Annotated in this window: 1 protein-coding gene; it reads left to right on the forward strand. The window is 33.6% G+C overall.

The window, feature by feature from the left end:
* Positions 1–456 (forward strand): stealth conserved region 3 domain-containing protein (locus F7Q96_RS26575; protein WP_211923539.1); only part of this gene is annotated, 456 nt, incomplete at both ends.

A 456-nucleotide genomic window follows, 5' to 3' on the forward strand; every position in this document is an offset into this window, starting at 1 on the left:
AATAGAAGGCTTGGCAGAACACTTTGTCTATTTTAATGATGACACCTTTATTAATAGTCCTTTAAAACCAGAGTTCTTTTTTAAAAATGGTTTACCTTGCGATGGTATTCAATTACAACCTTTGATGGTGGTGGGGGAAGAGAACTTTTTAGGCGCAGTTGCTTTGACGGATGTCGCAATTATTAATAAATATTTTGATAAGAGAAAACTCTTTCGGAGTAATCCTTCTGCACTTTTTAATCATCGATATTCGATAAGTAATAATTTGGGCAATTTTTTAAGCTTATATAATCGAAAATTCTCAAGCTTTTATAGTACTCATTTACCCCAACCGTTTCTAAAATCGGTGTTTGAAGAAGTTTGGAGAAACGAAGAGAGCTACTTAAAAGAAGTATCAAGTCATCGATTTAGACAACCTTTAGACGTGAACCAATACCTATTTCGATTATGGCAGTT

Origin of the sequence: Cupriavidus gilardii, assembly GCF_008801915.1 — a bacterium.
Taxonomy (GTDB): domain Bacteria; phylum Pseudomonadota; class Gammaproteobacteria; order Burkholderiales; family Burkholderiaceae; genus Cupriavidus; species Cupriavidus gilardii.